The organism is Micromonospora sp. NPDC006431, assembly GCF_042870725.1.
In the GTDB taxonomy this organism is placed as follows: domain Bacteria; phylum Actinomycetota; class Actinomycetes; order Mycobacteriales; family Micromonosporaceae; genus Micromonospora.
The window spans coordinates 63,176-79,616 of the sequence record NZ_JBIAHQ010000016.1; the positions used below are offsets into that span (position 1 = coordinate 63,176).

Below are 16,441 nucleotides of genomic sequence, written 5' to 3' on the forward strand. Positions count from 1 at the left end.
TCCACCGCGATGATCCGTACCGCGGTGGTGGCCGCCAGGATCTGCCGGGCCATGTGCCGTCGTACTCCAGCCCGTCGCTGCCGGTCGTGGCGGCGGTCTACCCACCCGGCGCGGGGTTGATGCCGACGGTGGACGGGCAGGCGCACAATGCCCTCATGAGCGAGCCGAGCGAGTCGTTCACCGACGAGGAGTACGCGTTCCTGCGGCATGTTCGCTTCGGCGAACTGCCGCCCGCGGTCCGCCCCGAGGAGCGGGTCGAACTGACCGAGACCGACGCCCGCCGGGACCGGCCCGAGCCGACCGGTGGCCCCGAGGAGTGGGCCCTGCGCAACAGTCCGGGCTGAGCCCGGAAACGGCCGACGGGCCGCAGGGGTGACCCCGCGGCCCGCCGAACCGGCACGGATCAGAAGACCGGCACGCCCGCGCGGACCAGCTTCCAGTTCGGCACGAAGAAGTCGGCCGGGTTGATGGCGCCCTTGGCCTGCGCCCATTCGATGAGCAGCTGGCGGATCTCCTGCTGCTCGTTGTAGACCTGGGTCTTGACGACGCCGGGGAAGTTGCCGCCACCGCTGCGCCGGTAGTTGTTCACCGCGATGACGAACTGGGCGTCCGCGGCGACCGGGGTGTCGGTGCCCGGCAGGACCAGACGGGTGATCCGCTGGCCGACCGGCTTCGAGATGTCGATGTCGTAGTCGACACCCGAGATGACGTCGTAGTTGTAGTCCGGCACGGCCGGGTCGCTGATGTTCGCCGGGTCGACGGTGTCGCCCACCGCGAAGGTCTTGAAGTACTTGGCCGAGTACTCCAGGTACGCCTTCACCTCGGCGCCGCTGATCACGACGGCCTCGAGGGTGTTGTCGTAGACATACAGGCCCGCGAGGTCGCGGATCCGCACGTCACCCTGCGGGAAGACGGCGGTACGGCTGAACGGCGCCGCGATCGACAGCACCGGCAGGCCCGCGTACGCGGTGCCGGACAGGGCCTTGGTGACCACGTCGGTCTGGACGTGGTTGATGAAGTCCAGGATCGGGGTGTCCTTGTACCGCGACTCGACGGCCGACAGCTCCACGGTGCACTGGGCGACGACCTTGTTGACGTAGTCGACCGTCTTGGTGTGCTGGCCGCGCACCGCCGCGAGGACCGTCGGGTCCTCGACCACCGTGTTGGTGTTCAGCATGGTGGAGCCCTTGGCGACCACCTTCCAGCGGCCCTTCTCCCGGGTCAGGGTGAAGTCCATCCGGGTGAGCCGCTGGCCCCACCGCGACGGCTCCGAGGTCAGCACCTGCTCGCCGGTGGTCTTGTTGGTGACGAACTTCTCCGGGACCTCGTTGTGCGCGTGGCCGAAGAGGATCGCGTCGATCCCCGGGACCTGCTCGGCGATGAGCGCCACCGGGTTCTCGTTCGGCAGCTCCGGGCCGTAGCTGGAGGTGCCGCTGTCGCCGCCGTGCGCGGAGATGATGACCAGGTCGGCGCCGCGGTCCCGCATGATCGGCACCCACTTGGCCGCGGTCTCGATCATGTCGGCGAAGATCAGCTTGCCCTCGACGTTGCCCTTGTCCCAGATGGCCACGCCCGGGTTGGTCAGGCCGAGGATGCCGACGTTCAGCGCCGGCGCGCCGTGCCCGCCGAGGTTGACCGGCTTGATCACATACGGCAGGTAGGCCGGCTTGCCGGTCTTCTCGTTGATCGCGTTGGCGGCGAGGGCCGGGAAACCGAGCTGCTCGATCCACTTGGCCAGCAGCGGCAGGCCGTAGTTGAACTCGTGGTTGCCCAGCGTGACGGCGTCGTAGTTCAGCACGTTCATCGCGTTGGCCATCGGGTGCGTCTCACCGGTGACGGTGATCGGCTCCTGCTTGGCGTAGTAGGTGGCCAGCGGGGTGCCCTGGATGGTGTCTCCGGCGTCCAGCACCAGGGTCGCCTTGCCCTTGCGCTCCGCGCGGATCTGGTTGACCAGGGTGGCCAGCTTCGCGACGCCGACGTCGTTGTGCTTGCTGTCGTCGAACTCGGCGTCCTTGTAGTAGTCCCAGTTGTAGACGTTGCCGTGGGTGTCCGAGGTGCCCAGGATCGTCAGGTCCCAGGTCTTCGCAGGGGCTGCGCCGGCGGCCCGGGCGGGGGCGCCGGCGAGCAGCGGAGCGGTCGCGGCGGCGGCCGCGACGGCCAGCACCTGGCGGCGCGAGGCGCCGGAGGAGGAAGTCATGAGGTGCCTTTCCATGGGGGTGTAGGCGCCTCGCGGGCGCCGTTGCGCACCATAACGACCTGCTGCCCCCTGCGCCACATCGCCCTGTGGTGTTTCACCACGTCAGCGCCGGACGTGGCCTGGCGGTAACACCCGGTACACCCGAAAGTCGTTTCCGCCTCCCGCCCGGGGGTAGGGCGGAACCGGACCGGACCGGATGAAGCGGCACGAGGAGAAGCCGGTGAGCGAGGACCAGTACACCCAGCAGGACCCCACCCGCCAGTACGGCCAGCAGCAGGGGCAACCCACGCAGCAGCAGTCCCCGCCGGGTTCCGAGCAGCGGATGGGACCGAAGCCCGACCACGGCGAGGAGTCCTACCGGGGCAGCGACCGGCTCGCCGGCAAGCGCGCCGTCATCACCGGGGGCGATTCCGGCATCGGCCGGGCCGTCGCCATCGCGTACGCCCGGGAGGGCGCCGACGTGCTCATCTCCTACCTCGGCGAGCAGGAGGAGGCAGACGCCCGGGACACCGTCCGGCTGATCGAGTCGGCCGGACGCAAGGGTGTCGCGGTGCGTACCGACCTCACCGACGAGCGCCACTGCCAGCAGCTGATCGACCGGGCGCTGGCCGACCTCGGTGGCATCGACATCCTGGTCAACAACGCGGCCTTCCAGATGGCCCAGGACAAGGGCCTCGCCGGGATCACCACCGAGCAGTTCGACCGGGTGTTCAAGACCAACGTGTACGCCATGTTCTGGCTGTGCCGGGCGGCCGTGCCGCACCTGCCCGAGGGGTCGGCGATCATCAACACCTCCTCGATCCAGGCCTTCAACCCGTCGCCGCAGCTGCTCGACTACGCCACCACCAAGGCGGCCATCGCGAACTTCACCAAGGCGCTCGCGCTGGACCTGGCCGACCAGGGGATCCGGGTCAACGCCGTCGCGCCCGGCCCGATCTGGACGCCGCTGATCCCGGCCACCATGCCCCCGGAGAAGGTGAAGCAGTTCGGCACCGACGTGCCGATGGGCCGCCCCGGCCAGCCGGCCGAGCTCGCCCCCGCGTACGTCTTCTTCGCCTCGCAGGAGTCCAGCTACGTGACGGGGGAGATCCTCGGGGTCACCGGCGGCAAGCTCACCCGGTGAGGCGCTGCCGGAGCCGCCCGGTCAGCGGGGCCAGGCGGCCATCCGGCGGCGCACCTCGGCCACCCGGTCGGCGTCCAGGCCGTAGCGGCTGAAGCGCCGGTCCGGCACCTCGTCCAGGTAGCGGCCCGCCGCCCGGACGTCCTCGAGGTCCAGCGCCGGATCGACCTGCCCGGCCAGCGCCAGCAGCTCCGTCACGTCGTACCGGTCCAGGGCGGCCGAGACGTCGATGTAGTCGCGTACCTCCCGGCGGTTGACCAGCGCGGCGGTCTTGTTGGCGATCAGGTCGCGGACGTCCATCACCGGACCCAGGTCCATCACCACCGGGCTGCGGTACCGGTCCAGCCGGGCCAGGCTGAGCCGGATCTGCCGGCCGTCCCGGCTCACCACGAAGTCCCGCATGTCCCGGTCGAAGCCGTCGAAGAGCTCCGCCAGCTCGCTGCCCGGATCCGCGTCCACCACCTGGTAGCCGGCCCGCTCCAGCGCGGCCCGCACCCCGGCCGCTGCTGCGGCGGCGGCACCCTCCACGTCCGCGAACAGGTCCACGTCCTCGGTGGGGCGGGTGACCAGGCCGTGCGCCGCCCACGCCACGCCGCCGCCGAGCACGAACCGGTGCGGGCCGGCGGCAGCGAGGGCCACCCGGGCCACGTCCCGGTAGAATTCGTGCAGATGGCTCACGCGGTACGCAGATCCCGGTGCCGGCTCTCCCAGGCCAGGCGGACGCCCCGGGGCAGGTTCAACCGCCGCCACACCCGGCGCAACGTCCGCCCGTCGATCAGCTCGCGCAGGTCGTCGACGCGGGTGGTCTCCCGCAGTACGTTCTCGTACATCCAGAGCAGCTCGTCCGGCTCGCCGAGATCGAAGGCGCGCTCGCTGCTCCACATCAGCCGTACCGGCAGCTCGACGATGCCGCGGGTGGGGCCGGTGAGCTCGGCGAGGGTGCGGGCCACCACGGCGGGACGCCCGGGGCGGGCGAGGTACGCGCTGGTGACGGCCGACATGCTGTCAGGGTAACCCCTGTCTCCGGTTTTCCCGATGTCCTGTTCGTCGATGTGGTGCGGATGTGGCCCGCCGTGCCCGTCACGGGTCGCTGCCGGCGTTGGTCGCGGTTGAGGGTGTGGCTTGCCGTGCACCTGTCGCGAGTGGCTGCCGACTGTGGGTTGTGCCCGCCGTAGCCCGCATGGTCGCTGCTGGGGGTGTGGCCCGCCGTGCCCGGCTCCGGGCGGTCAGGCTTGATCCCTGCGCCGGTCACGGCGGGCCACACCCGCGTCGTGATCCTGCGCCGTCCGGCAGTGCGGCCTGCGTGGTTCGCGTCAGGTGTACGTCGTGCGCCTTCGCCGCCAGGCTTCTGTGGGCTGCGCGGTTCGGCCTCGGGGTACGTCGTGCGATTCTGCGTCCGGCTTGTGGCGGTTGCGTGGTTCGTGCCCGGGTGCGGGCTGGGCTCGCCCTGGTTGGCCGGTCGTGGCTGGCCTGTCCTCGGTCCGTCCCTTCGTTGCCCCAGGGCGCGCTTTCGCCGAAAGTGGGGCCTCGCGGCGTTCTGAGGGGCCATTTTCCCCGAACGTGTCGCCTCCGTGGTGGGGCAGGGCGCGGTGATCGACTTCGTGTGCGGTATGTGGTGGTGTCGTGGGTGATGGATACCGCCGTTTGCGGGATCTGGAGTGGATCAACGGAGGGCGTCGGCCACCTGGCCGGGGGTTGTGTGGGTGGTGTCCGGTTTGCGGGTGGCGGCCGGCGTCGTGGGCCGGGAATTTTGGGCGGCCGGGGGTGGTTGAACACGGGTGCACGGCTGAGGAAGGCACCCGGCGAGCCGGGGTCGCCAGGGCCCGGGTCGGAATGACGATGGGCCGCCGGTCGTTGTATATGAACCCGCGACCGATGCCCCGTGAGGCGGGGTCGGCCAGGCCGGAATGTTGGTGGGCCGCCGGTCGTTGCAGATGACTCGCGACCGAGGAAGCCGCCCCGTGTGGTGGGGTGGTCGGGCCCGGAATGATGGTGGGCCGCCGGTCGTTGCACATGACTCGCGACCGAGGAAGCCGCCCCGTGAGGCGGGGTGGTCGGGCCCGGAATGATGGCGGGCCGCCGGTCGTTGGATATGGTCCCGGCGCCGCGCAGGAGGCGAACCCCCCTCGCCCCGCGAGCCGCTGGTCGAAAGACTTTCCCCCCTTTTTTGAGCGCCTGACGGTGCTTGCGCACATGTAGCCGACCCCCATCGGTGTGTGCGCCAACCCCCGAATGGAGCTTTGATCATGAACACGATCCTGCGTAAGAGCATTCTTGGCGTTGCTGGTCTGGCCTTCACCGGCGGTGTGTTCGCCGGCCCCATCGCCGCCCACGCCGACGCCCCGGCCACCACTGCCAAGCCCGTGACGGCCGTGCAGGCCGACAAGCCGGACATGGGCAAGCTGATCCCGCATGGTGTGCAGGGCGCCCAGTCGAAGATCACCCTGAACAACGAGCAGACCGCCAACGCGAAGGCGATCATCGCCGCCACGAAGAAGGCCGGCCTGCCGGAGCGGGCCGCGGTGATCTCGATCGCCACGAGCCTGCAGGAGTCGAAGCTGGAGAACCTGGGCCACCTCGGCGACGCCAATGACCATGACTCGCTGGGCCTGTTCCAGCAGCGCCCCTCCAGTGGTTGGGGCACGCCGGAGCAGATCACGAACCCGGAGTACGCGACCCTGGCGTTCGAGAAGGGTCTGAAGCAGATCGACGGCTGGCAGGACATGCCGCTGACCAAGGCCGCCCAGACGGTGCAGGTGTCGGCCTACCCGGACGCCTACGCCCAGTGGGAACAGCAGGCCGCCGACCTCGTCGCCCAGCACTGGAACAGCTGACCCAAACAGCTGAGCACCACAGCCGAGCACCACAGCTGACAACCGAAGAACGTGAAAACGCCGCTGGCCGGCACCCCAAGACGGGTGCCGGCCAGCATTGTCTCCGAATCCGGGACAGCCGCCGTCAGCGCTGACCGGAAACCGTCCAAGATCCCGAAGCGCTCACTGCTGGCGCAGAAGCGCCCGACGGCCAACCCGGCAGGAGATCGCACCAGAAACGGAACCGCAACGCACGGCCGGCGAAGGTACACGACGGGGCTGGGGGCGACCGTGACCGGCGGAGGGATCAAGCGTGACCGCCCGGAGCCGGGCACGGTCGCCCCCAGCCCACAAGCGCAACCACCGCCCAACAGCAACCAGCCATAAGAAGCGAAACCCAGGTGACAGCGGTCACGAACCGCAGCGGAAGAACAAGGCCCCTCGTACCGTTGTGCAGAGCGTCGGTGTGTCCAGTGTCCCCGGGCCTCACCCAAATTGCCTTCGCGGAATACCGTCCGGCTGGAGCCGCGTCGTGCCACTCGCCGAGAGGCGACCTGCACACCGACGCCCAGCGGCGCCCCGGCCATCCGGTCGGGGCGCCGCTGTTTTCCCCACGCTGAGGATTGCCGAAAATGATCCCCGGCTCGACTCGCGGGGCCCCGGCGGCTGGCCTAATGTTCAGGAGGTCAGCTTCCGCCAGCGGGGGAGGGGGTGTCGCGGGATGGGTCTGAGGACCTTCATCGAGGGTTGGCCGGTCTACCGGCAGCTCACCGGCACGGACCCGCTCGGGCGGGGCGCGGCGGCCCAGTCGGCCCGTTCGGCGGCGCTGACCGCGCGCACCGAGACCGCCGACAGCATGGCTCGTTCGGTCTGCCCCTACTGTGCGGTGGGCTGCGGGCAGCGGGTGTTCGTCAAGGACGGCCAGGTCACCCAGATCGAGGGCGACCCGGACAGCCCGATCTCCCGCGGCCGGCTCTGCCCGAAGGGCTCCGCCAGCAAGAACCTGGTCACCAGTCCGCTGCGGCAGACCACCGTCCGCTATCGCCGGCCGTACGCGAGCGAGTGGGAGGACCTCGACCTCGACACGGCGATGGACATGATCGCCGACCGCGTGCTCGCGGCGCGGGACGCCACCTGGGAGGACACCGACGAGCAGGGGCGGGCGTTGAACCGCACCCTGGGCATCGCCAGCCTCGGCGGCGCCACGCTGGACAACGAAGAGAACTACATCATCAAGAAGCTCTTCACGGCGCTGGGCGCACTACAGATCGAGAATCAGGCGCGGATTTGACACTCCGCCACCGTCCCCGGTCTGGGGACCAGCTTCGGTCGCGGTGGCGCGACGGTCTTCCAGCAGGACGTCGCCAACGCTGACGTCATCGTCATCCAGGGCTCGAACATGGCCGAGGCCCACCCGGTGGGCTTCCAGTGGGTGATGGAGGCCAAACGGCGGGGCGCGAAGGTCTTCCACGTCGACCCCCGGTTCACCCGTACCAGCGCGCTGGCCGACACCTACCTGCCGATCCGAGCGGGCACCGACATCGCGTTGCTGGGCGGCATCGTGCGCCACATCCTGGAGAACGAGCTGGACTTCCGGGAGTACGTGCTGGCTTACACGAACGCGGCGACCATCGTCAGCGAGGAGTTCGTCGACACCGAGGACCTGGACGGCCTCTTCTCCGGCTACGACCCGAAGACCCAGACGTACGGGCAGCGCAGCTGGCAGTACGCGGGCCACGAGAAGAACTCCGGCGACCGCAACACGCACAAGGAGCGGGAGACGGCCGCCGGCCTGCGACACGAGTCGCACGGCATGCCGGTCGGCGGCCAGGTCCAGCGGGACGAGACGTTGCAGCATCCGCGCTGCGTCTACCAGCTCCTCAAGCGGCACTTCTCCCGCTACACGCCGGAAATGGTGGAGCGGACCTGCGGCATCCCGCAGGACAAGTTCCTGGAGCTGGCCAGGGCGTGGACGGGGAACTCCGGCCGGGAGCGGACCGGGGTGCTGATCTACTCGGTGGGCTGGACCCAGCACAGCGTGGGCGTGCAGTACATCCGGACCGGCGCGATCATCCAGCTGCTGCTGGGCAACATGGGGCGTCCTGGCGGCGGTGTCCTCGCCCTGCGCGGCCACGCCAGCATCCAGGGTTCGACCGACATTCCGACGCTGTTCAACCTGCTGCCGGGCTATCTGCCGATGCCGCACTACACCGACCACACGAGCTTCACCGACTGGGTGGACAGCATCCGGCACCCGGGCCAGAAGGGCTTCTGGGACGACGCCCGAGCGTTCGGCGCGAGCCTGCTCAAGGCGTACTGGGGCGACGCGGCGACCCCGGAGAACGACTTCTGCTACGGCTACCTGCCCCGGATGACCGGCGACCACGGGACGTACCAGACGGTGCTGAACATGATCGACGGCAAGGTCAAGGGATACTTCCTGCTCGGCCAGAACCCGGCGGTCGGCTCGGCGCACGGCAAGGCCCAGCGGCTGGGCATGGCGAACCTGGACTGGCTGGTGGTCCGCGACCTCTTCATGATCGAGAGCGCGACGTTCTGGAAGAACAGCCCGGAGGTGGAGACCGGCGAGATCGTGCCGGAGGAGTGCCGTACCGAGGTGTTCTTCCTGCCGGCCGCCTCGCATGTGGAGAAGGAAGGCACCTTCACCCAGACCCAGCGGCTGCTCCAGTGGCGGGAGAAGGCGCTCGACCCGCCGGCCGACGCTCGCTCCGAGCTGTGGTTCTTCTTCCACCTCGGCCGGATCGTCCGGGAGAAGCTGGCCGCCTCGGACAAGGCCCGCGACCGTGCGGTGCGCGACCTCGCCTGGGACTACCCCACGCACGGCGACCTGGCGGAGCCGAGCGCGGAGGCAGTGCTGCGGGAGATCAACGGGTACGAGGTGGCGACCGGCCGTCCGCTGTCGGCGTTCACCGAAGCCAGGGACGACGGCTCCACCGCCATCGGCTGCTGGATCTACACCGGCGTGTACGCCGACGGGGTCAACCAGGCCGCCCGGCGCAAGCCCGGACGCGACCAGGACTGGGTGGCCGCCGAGTGGGGCTGGGCCTGGCCGGCCAACCGCCGCATCCTCTACAACCGCGCCTCCGCCGACCCGGAGGGCCAGCCGTGGAGCGAACGCAAGAAGTACGTGTGGTGGGACGCCGACCGGGGCGAGTGGACCGGCTACGACGTGCCGGACTTCGAGAGGAAGAAGCCGCCCACGTACCGGCCACCGGAGGGCGCCTCCGGTGTCAAGGGGCTCGCCGGCGACGACGCGTTCATCATGCAGGGCGACGGGAAGGGCTGGCTGTACGTGCCGACCGGGCTGCAGGACGGACCGATGCCGACGCACTACGAGCCGGCCGAGTCCCCGGTCCGCAATCCGCTGTACGGGCAGCAGGCCAACCCGACCCGCAAGGTCTACGACAACCCGGTGAACTCGGTGAACCCGAGCCCGCCGCAGCCGCACAGCGACGTCTTCCCGTACGTGTTCACCGTCAGCCGGCTCACCGAGCACCACACGGCTGGTGGGATGAGCCGGATGGTGTCACGGCTGGCCGAGCTCCAGCCGGAGATGTTCGTGGAGGTCTCCCCGGAGTTGGCGGGTGAGGTCGGCCTGGACCACCTCGGCTGGGCGCACCTGATCAGCGGGCGGGCGGCGATCGAGGCCAAGGTTCTGGTCACCGACCGGCTCACCCCGCTGCGGCTGGACGGCCGGGTGATCCACCAGGTGTGGCTGCCGTACCACTTCGGTCGCGAGGGCATCGTCACCGGCGATTCGGTCAACGACCTGTTCGGCATCACTCTCGACCCGAACGTGCTGATTCAGGAGAGCAAGGTCGGCACGTGTGACATCCGGCCCGGCCGCCGGCCGACGGGACCCGCCCTGCTCGAACTGGTGGACGACTACCGGTGCCGGGCCGGGCTGGTCGGGGGCCGCCCGCCGATCGTCACCACCGACGCGTCCGAACGGGAGGTCGGATGATCGAGGCCAACAGCCTCTACGGGCCGCTCGATCCCGCGCCGGACGCCGGGTGGACCGACGCCCCGCCCCGGATGGGCTTCTTCACCGACACCAGCGTCTGCATCGGCTGCAAGGCGTGCGAGGTCGCCTGCAAGGAGTGGAACGGGGTACCTGACTCGGGCTTCGACCTGCTCGGCATGTCGTACGACAACACCGGCGCGCTGACCGCCAACTCGTGGCGGCACGTCGCCTTCATCGAGCAGCCGCGCCCGGCCGGGCACCGTACCCCGCCGTTCGAGGGGAACCCGACCGGTCCGGCGGCCAGCCCGGCCAGCGCCGCGACGGCCGCCGGGACCGGCACCGACACCGGCACCGACCCCGGTCTGCCTCCGGGTCGGCCGGATGCCGCCACCCGGATGGCCGCCGGGCCGGAGTTCCTCGGCATGCCCGGCTCCGAGCCGCCCGGCCGGGCCGCCGGCGTCGAGTCGCGCACCGACTTCCGCTGGCTGATGATGTCGGACGTCTGCAAGCACTGCACCCACGCCGCCTGCCTGGACGTCTGCCCGACCGGGTCACTGTTCCGCACCGAGTTCGGCACCGTCGTGGTGCAGGAGGACATCTGCAACGGCTGCGGCTACTGCATCTCCGCCTGCCCGTACGGGGTCATCGACCAGCGCAAGGGCGACGGCCGGGCGTGGAAGTGCACGCTCTGCTACGACCGTCTCGGCGCCGGCATGACCCCCGCCTGCGCGCAGGCCTGCCCGACCGAGTCGATCCAGTTCGGGCCGCTGGACGAGCTGCGGGAACGCGCCGCCGCGCGGGTTGCCCAGCTGCACGACCGCGGGGTGCCGGAGGCGCGGCTCTACGGCCACGACCCCACCGACGGTGTCGGCGGCGACGGCGCGTTCTTCCTGCTCCTCGACGAGCCCGAGGTGTACGGCCTGCCACCGGACCCGGTGGTCACCACCCGGGACCTGCCGAAGATGTGGAAGCGGGCCGGGCTGGCCGCTTTGGCCATGGCGGCGGCCGCCGTCGCCGCGTTCGTCGGAGGTGCCTCGTGAGTCCGGACCGCGCCCCGGTGGGCGACCTTTTCCGCCGGTTCCGGGAGCGGCTCGCCGCCGACGGGCCGGAGCGCCTCGTCGGGCCGGGGCTGGCACCGCAGCCGCCGCGCGGCGTCGACCCGATCGAGCGGTCCCGACGCAAGGGCCGCAGGGGCGGCGGCGGGGAGCAGATCAACGTGCCGCCGGCCGAGTTCACCTCCTACTACGGCCGGCCCATCGTCAAGCCGCCGGTGTGGAAGTGGGACATCGCGGCCTACCTGTTCACCGGCGGCCTCGCCGCCGGCTCGTCGCTACTGGCCGCCGGCGGCCAGCTCACCGGCCGGCCGGCGCTGCGCCGGGCCGGCCGGGTCACCTCCCTCGCGGCGGTCAGCGCCAGCGCGTACTTCCTCATCCACGACCTGGGCAAACCGAGCCGGTTCCACCACATGCTGCGGGTGGCGAAGCCGACCTCGCCGATGTCGGTGGGCACCTGGATCCTGAGCGCCTTCGGCCCCGCCGCCGGGCTGGCGGCGGTCGCCGAGGCGGCGCCCTGGCTGCCCGAGCGGGGCCTGCTCGGCCTCGGCCGGCGGCTGCTGCCTGGCGCCGGGCACGCGGCCGGGCTGCTCGCCGCCGCCACCGCGCCGGCGCTGGCCACGTACACCGGGGTGCTGCTCGCCGACACCGCGGTGCCGTCCTGGCACGACGCGTACCCGGAACTCCCGATCATCTTCGCGGGCAGCGCGCTGGCCAGCGGCGCCGGTGTGGGGCTGCTGGCCGCGCCCACCGCGCAGGCCGGCCCGGCGCGGCGGTTCGCGGTCGCCGGCGCCGCCCTGGAGCTGTGGGGTTCGCACCGGGTGGAGAACCGGCTCGGCCTGCTCAGCGAGCCCTACGCGACCGGCACCCCCGGCAGGCTGCTGCGCGCCGGCCGGGCGCTGACCGCCGCCGGGGTGGCCGGCGCGCTGGTCGGGCGGCGCAGCCGGCTCCTCTCCGGCCTGTCCGGCGGGGCGCTGCTCGCCGCCGCGGTCTGCACCCGGTTCGGCATCTTCCACGGCGGGGTCGCCTCCGCCCGGGATCCGAAGTACACGGTGCTGCCGCAGCGGGAGCGCGCCCGGCAGCGGGAAGCTCAGGCACCAGACGTCAACGGGCCGGGCGCCGGGCCGACCGGGGGGTAGCTGGGCTGCCGCCGCTGACCCGCCTGCCGATCACCCCCGGCCGGCACCGGCCGCGCTTCGGGACGCCCTGACCCTGACCGCGCGGCGGTTCGCCCCTCTCTCGGGCGGACGGAGATCGCATGTGGTTAAGTGCTCGGTGGAGGCGTTCAGGAGGCTGGTGCCCCTCCCGGTCTTCAAAACCGGTGTGGTCCGGGACCCGGGCCAGGCGGGTTCGATTCCCGTCCGTCTCCGCCAAGCAACCGTGCGGCTCCGCCTGCGCGAGGCAGGCCAGGGGGAGATGACGCGATGCGTGACGCCGACCCGCGGCGGCGGGTGCCACGTACCGACACGTTGCTGGCCGACCCTGGGCTGGCCGCCGCCGTCGACACCCTCGGCCGCGACCGGGTCAAGGCCGCCATCGTCCGGGCCCAGCAGCGTGCCCGCCGCGGCGAGATCACCCCCGACGAGGTACGCGACGCCGCGCTGGCCGACCTGCCCGCGCCCGCCCCCCGGGCGGTGCTGAACGCCACCGGCGTCGTGCTGCACACCAACCTCGGCCGGGCGCCGCTCTCCGCCCCGGCCGTGGCGGCCCTCGTCGCCGCCGCCGGGCACACCGACGTGGAACTGGACCTGCGCACCGGGCGGCGGGCCCGGCGCGGCCGGGACGCCCTCGACGCGCTCGCCGCCGCCGTGCCCGACGCGCCCGCCGTGCACGTGGTCAACAACGGCGCCGCCGCGCTGGTGCTCGCCGCGACCGCCCTCGCCGCTGGCGCGGAGATCGTGGTCAGCCGGGGCGAACTGGTCGAGATCGGCGACGGCTTCCGCCTGCCGGATCTGCTGGAGAGCACCGGCGCCCGGCTGCGCGAGGTGGGCACCACCAACCGCACCACCCTCGCCGACTACGCCGCCGCGCTCGGCCCGGATACCGGGTTCGTGCTGAAGGTGCACCCGTCGAACTTCGTGGTCCGCGGCTTCACCTCGGCGGTGCCGGTGCGGGACCTGGCCACCCTGGGTGTGCCCGTGGTCGCCGACATCGGCTCCGGACTGCTCGCCCCGGACCCGTTGCTGCCCGACGAACCCGACGCCGCCACCACCCTGCGCGCCGGCGCTCACCTGGTCACCGCCAGCGGCGACAAGCTGCTCGGCGGCCCGCAGGCCGGCCTGCTGCTCGGTGCCGCCGACCTGGTCGACCGGCTGCGCCGGCACCCGCTCGCCCGGGCGCTGCGGGTGGACAAGCTCACCCTGGCCGCGCTCGCCGCCACCCTGCACGCCCCGACCACCCCGACCCGGGCAGCGCTGCACGCCGACCCGGCCGCGCTCCGGCAGCGGGTGGAACGGCTGCGCGACCGGCTCGGCGAGGACGGGTGCAAGGCCGAGGTGGTGCCCAGCACCGCGGTGGTCGGCGGCGGGGGCGCGCCCGGCGTGGAGCTCGACTCGTGGGCGCTGAGCCTGCCCGAGCGGTACGCCGAGCCGCTGCGCACCGGCGAGCCGCCGGTCCTCGGCCGGGTCCTGCACGGGCGGCTCCTGCTCGACCTGCGCTGCGTACCGGCCGACGCCGACCAGGCCGTCCGGGCGGCGATCCTGCGGGTGGGCGGCTGACATGTGGGTCGTCGCCACCGCCGGGCACGTCGACCACGGCAAGTCCACCCTGGTCCGGGCACTGACCGGGATGGAACCCGATCGGTGGGCGGAGGAACGCCGCCGGGGCATGACCATTGACCTCGGCTTCGCCTGGACCACCCTGCCCTCGGGCGGGACCGTCGCCTTCGTCGACGTGCCCGGGCACGAGCGGTTCGTGCCGAACATGCTGGCCGGCGTCGGCCCGGTCCCGGCCGCGCTGGTCGTCGTCGGCGCGGACGAGGGCTGGATGCCACAGTCGGCTGAGCACCTGGCCGCGCTGCACGCGCTCGGGGTGTCGTACGGGCTGCTGGCGGTGACCCGCGCGGACCTGGCCGACCCGGGCCCGGCGGTGGCCCGCGCCCGGGCGGAGGTCGCCGCCACCTCCCTCGGCGAGGTGGAGGCGGTGGCGGTCAGCGGCGCCACCGGCGTGGGCCTGCCCGAGCTGCGGGCCGCCCTCGACCGGCTCGCCACCCGGCTGCCCGCCCCGGAGCTGGACTCCCCGGTGCGGCTCTGGGTGGACCGCTGCTTCACCATCCGGGGCAGCGGCACCGTGGTCACCGGCACCCTCGGCGGCGGCCGGCTGCACGTCGGCGACCAGCTCGAACTCGCCGCCACCGGCGAGCCGGTGCGGGTCCGCGGCCTGCACTCCCTCGGCGTCGCGCGGGACCGGATCGACGCGGTCGCCCGGGTGGCGGTGAACCTGCGCGGCGTGCCCCGCGAGCGGATCGCCCGCGGCGACGCGCTGCTCAGCCCCGGCCGGTTCCACCGCACCGAGCTGCTGGACGTCCGGCTCGCCGGCGATCCGGCCGCCGGCCTGCCGGCCACTCTCACCCTGCACGTCGGCTCCGCCGCCGTGCCGGCCCGGGTACGCCCGCTCGGCCCGGACACCGTGCGGCTGCGGCTGGCCCGGCCGCTGCCGCTGCTGATCGGGGACCGGGCGCTGCTGCGCGACCCCGGCCGGCACCACGTCGCCGGCGGGGTGACGGTGCTGGACGTCGCCCCGCCGCCGCTGCGCCGGCGGGGCGCCGCCACCGCCCGGGCGGCGGTGCTGGCCGCGCTGGACGGCCGGCCCGACCTGGCCGGGGAGCTGCGCCGCCGGCGGCTGAGCCGGGCCGGCGAGCTGACCCGGATGGGGGTGGCGGTCACCGCCGCGCCGGTGGCCGGGGACTGGCTGGCTGACCCGGAGCACTGGCGGGCCCTGGCCGTACGCCTCGCCGAGGAGGTCACCCGGTACGGCCGGGCGCATCCCCTGGAGCCCGGCGTGCCGGTGGAGGTGCTGCGCCAGCGCCTCGACCTGCCCGACCGGGCGCTGGTCGCGGCGCTGCTGCGGCCACCGCTGCGGCTGCGGGCCGGCCGGGTCACCGCCGCGGCGGCCGACACGCTGCCCGACCCGGTCGCCCGCGCCGTCGACCGGGTCCGCGTCGAGTACGGCGACCGCCCGTTCCAGGCCCCCGAGGCGCACCGCCTGGCCGACCTCGGCCTCGGCCCGCGGGAGATCGGCGCGGCGGTCCGGGCCGGGGCCCTGCTGCGGCTGGCCGACAACGTGGTGCTGCTGCCGGGCGCGCTCGACGACGCGGTCCGGATCCTGGCGCGGCTGCCGCAGCCGTTCACGCTCAGCGCCGCGCGGCAGGCCCTCGACACCACCCGTCGGGTGGCGGTGCCGCTGCTGGAGCTGCTGGACCGGCGTGGCGCCACCCGCCGGCTGCCCGACGACGGCCGCGAGGTGGTGGCACCGCCCGGCTGACCGTTGCCCCGGTGTGCGAGCGTGTGGCCATGATCATTCCATGGCTCGGCGCGGGCTTCGCCGATTCCCGCAGCCGCCGTCGACTGCTCCGGCGTGCCTTGACCGTGGTGATGGCGCTGTGCTGGTTGGCCTGGGCCGCCCTCGCCTGGTGGACGTCGCCCCGCCAGGTCGGGCCCGAGCAGCTGGACCGGGACCTCGCGGCCGGGAGGATCGTCACCTTCGTCCGTGCCGACGGCTGGGACCAGGAGGGCGGCTTCTGGGGGCGACGGCCCGAACCGCGGTACGACAGCGAGGGCTGGATGATGATCTGGAGTCTGCCCGACGGCCGGGTTCGCTACGCCGACGTCGGTGTCCTGTCGATCGATGAGGAGCGGTCGGCCGACCACGAGGACGCGCGCCTTGCCCAGGTCGCCTCCAGTTGGCGCGCCGACGGAGCGCCCGCCGACCGGCTCGCCGACGCGGCGGGGCTGCTGGCCGGGGCGCTGGCGCTGACGTGGCTCGGGTTGCTCGTCGCCGGCCCGGCACCGCAGGCCGGCAGCCGCTGGTTCTGGTTCTGGCTCGGGCTGCTGCCGTTCGGTGCAGGACTACTCGGCTGGCTGCTTCGCGAGCAGTGGCACGCCGAGCTGCCGGCGGGCCGGGACCGGCAGTCCGGCTGGGCCGGGTTCGGCTGGGCGCTGCTCGGAGGATTGGTGCTGTCGCTGGCGGTGCTGGGATTGCGCGCCCTGTTCGGTGGGATTGTCATACCCGGCGGGTGATCCCAAGCCGCTCCGTCGGCGCCGCAGGTCGCCTACG

At 72.7% G+C, this 16,441-nt stretch carries 12 protein-coding genes and 1 tRNA gene; 10 read left to right on the forward strand and 3 right to left on the reverse strand.

Annotation, left to right across the window (positions count from 1 at the left end):
- Positions 1–155: 155 nt before the first annotated feature.
- Positions 156–344, forward strand: a complete 189-nt coding sequence (locus ACFYM6_RS24625; RefSeq protein ID WP_241825630.1) for a hypothetical protein — start codon at positions 156–158, stop codon at positions 342–344.
- A 59-nt stretch (positions 345–403) separates the two neighbouring features.
- On the opposite strand, the gene ACFYM6_RS24630 is transcribed toward ACFYM6_RS24625, so the two are convergent.
- A complete protein-coding gene (locus ACFYM6_RS24630; protein WP_387279085.1) occupies positions 404–2,197 on the reverse strand; it encodes a bifunctional metallophosphatase/5'-nucleotidase in 1,794 nt (597 codons plus the stop codon).
- A 220-nt stretch (positions 2,198–2,417) separates the two neighbouring features.
- Between ACFYM6_RS24630 and ACFYM6_RS24635 the strand changes: the two genes are divergently transcribed.
- Positions 2,418–3,320, forward strand: a complete 903-nt coding sequence (locus ACFYM6_RS24635; RefSeq protein WP_387279087.1) for an SDR family oxidoreductase — start codon at positions 2,418–2,420, stop codon at positions 3,318–3,320.
- A 21-nt stretch (positions 3,321–3,341) separates the two neighbouring features.
- Here ACFYM6_RS24635 and ACFYM6_RS24640 read toward each other — a convergent pair whose 3' ends face one another.
- Together ACFYM6_RS24640 and ACFYM6_RS24645 are read right to left on the reverse strand one after the other, a co-directional pair.
- Positions 3,342–3,995 carry a nucleotidyl transferase AbiEii/AbiGii toxin family protein gene (locus tag ACFYM6_RS24640; RefSeq protein WP_387279089.1) on the reverse strand — a complete coding sequence of 218 codons (654 nt, stop codon included), beginning with the start codon at positions 3,993–3,995 and terminating at the stop codon, positions 3,342–3,344.
- Positions 3,992–4,318 carry a hypothetical protein gene (locus ACFYM6_RS24645; protein ID WP_387279091.1) on the reverse strand — a complete coding sequence of 109 codons (327 nt, stop codon included), beginning with the start codon at positions 4,316–4,318 and terminating at the stop codon, positions 3,992–3,994. The genes ACFYM6_RS24640 and ACFYM6_RS24645 overlap by 4 nt, the downstream gene beginning before the upstream one ends.
- Positions 4,319–5,563: 1,245 nt before the next feature.
- Between ACFYM6_RS24645 and ACFYM6_RS24650 the strand changes: the two genes are divergently transcribed.
- The 8 genes from ACFYM6_RS24650 (at position 5,564) to ACFYM6_RS24685 (ending at position 16,404) form a co-directional block, all read left to right on the forward strand.
- On the forward strand, positions 5,564–6,151 hold the full coding sequence (locus ACFYM6_RS24650) for a hypothetical protein (RefSeq protein ID WP_387279093.1): 588 nt from the start codon (positions 5,564–5,566) through the stop codon (positions 6,149–6,151).
- Between the two features lie 700 nt (positions 6,152–6,851).
- Positions 6,852–10,115 carry a formate dehydrogenase gene (gene fdh, locus ACFYM6_RS24655; protein WP_387279095.1) on the forward strand — a complete coding sequence of 1,088 codons (3,264 nt, stop codon included), beginning with the start codon at positions 6,852–6,854 and terminating at the stop codon, positions 10,113–10,115.
- Complete coding sequence (locus tag ACFYM6_RS24660; protein ID WP_387279097.1) at positions 10,112–11,155, forward strand: 4Fe-4S dicluster domain-containing protein; 1,044 nt, start codon at positions 10,112–10,114, stop codon at positions 11,153–11,155. Before fdh ends, ACFYM6_RS24660 begins: the two co-directional genes overlap by 4 nt.
- On the forward strand, positions 11,152–12,306 hold the full coding sequence (gene nrfD, locus ACFYM6_RS24665) for an NrfD/PsrC family molybdoenzyme membrane anchor subunit (protein WP_387279098.1): 1,155 nt from the start codon (positions 11,152–11,154) through the stop codon (positions 12,304–12,306). The genes ACFYM6_RS24660 and nrfD overlap by 4 nt, the downstream gene beginning before the upstream one ends.
- Positions 12,307–12,444: 138 nt before the next feature.
- Positions 12,445–12,540, forward strand: a tRNA-Sec gene (locus tag ACFYM6_RS24670).
- 51 nt (positions 12,541–12,591) lie between these two features.
- Complete coding sequence (selA, locus tag ACFYM6_RS24675; protein ID WP_387279100.1) at positions 12,592–13,884, forward strand: L-seryl-tRNA(Sec) selenium transferase; 1,293 nt, start codon at positions 12,592–12,594, stop codon at positions 13,882–13,884.
- Position 13,885: 1 nt separating this feature from the next.
- On the forward strand, positions 13,886–15,649 hold the full coding sequence (gene selB / locus ACFYM6_RS24680; RefSeq protein WP_387279101.1) for a selenocysteine-specific translation elongation factor: 1,764 nt from the start codon (positions 13,886–13,888) through the stop codon (positions 15,647–15,649).
- A gap of 29 nt (positions 15,650–15,678) precedes the next feature.
- A complete protein-coding gene (locus tag ACFYM6_RS24685; protein WP_387279103.1) occupies positions 15,679–16,404 on the forward strand; it encodes a hypothetical protein in 726 nt (241 codons plus the stop codon).
- Positions 16,405–16,441: the final 37 nt, after the last annotated feature.